1 protein-coding gene is annotated in these 248 nt (G+C 41.9%); it reads right to left on the bottom strand.

Annotated features, from left to right (window positions below):
- Nucleotides 1–18: 18 nt before the first annotated feature.
- Nucleotides 19–248: TIGR00366 family protein (locus SB658_RS26300; RefSeq protein WP_410603437.1), on the bottom strand; the 230-nt coding region annotated here is incomplete at its 5' end.

Below are 248 nucleotides of genomic sequence, written 5' to 3'. Positions count from 1 at the left end.
ATAAAACTAGCTTTTCGTTTAAATAAATAAGAAACATAGACTAATGATGAATCCTGCATATAGTAAGTTCACAACGCAAAATCCCATAATATCACGAGCGCCTAAACCAGCTATCGCTAATGCCGGTAATGCCCAGAATGGTTGAATTAAATTCGTCCAAGCATCGCCCCACGCAATTGCCATTGCTGTTTTTGCTGCAGGGACACCAAGTTCAGCACCAGCTGGAATCATAATGGGTGCTTGCACAG

It is taken from the genome of Bacillus sp. SIMBA_008, from assembly GCF_046535495.1.
GTDB lineage: Bacteria > Bacillota > Bacilli > Bacillales > Bacillaceae > Bacillus > Bacillus subtilis.
Note: the sequence above shows the minus strand (reverse complement) of the source record. Positions and strands in the feature narration are given on the sequence as shown.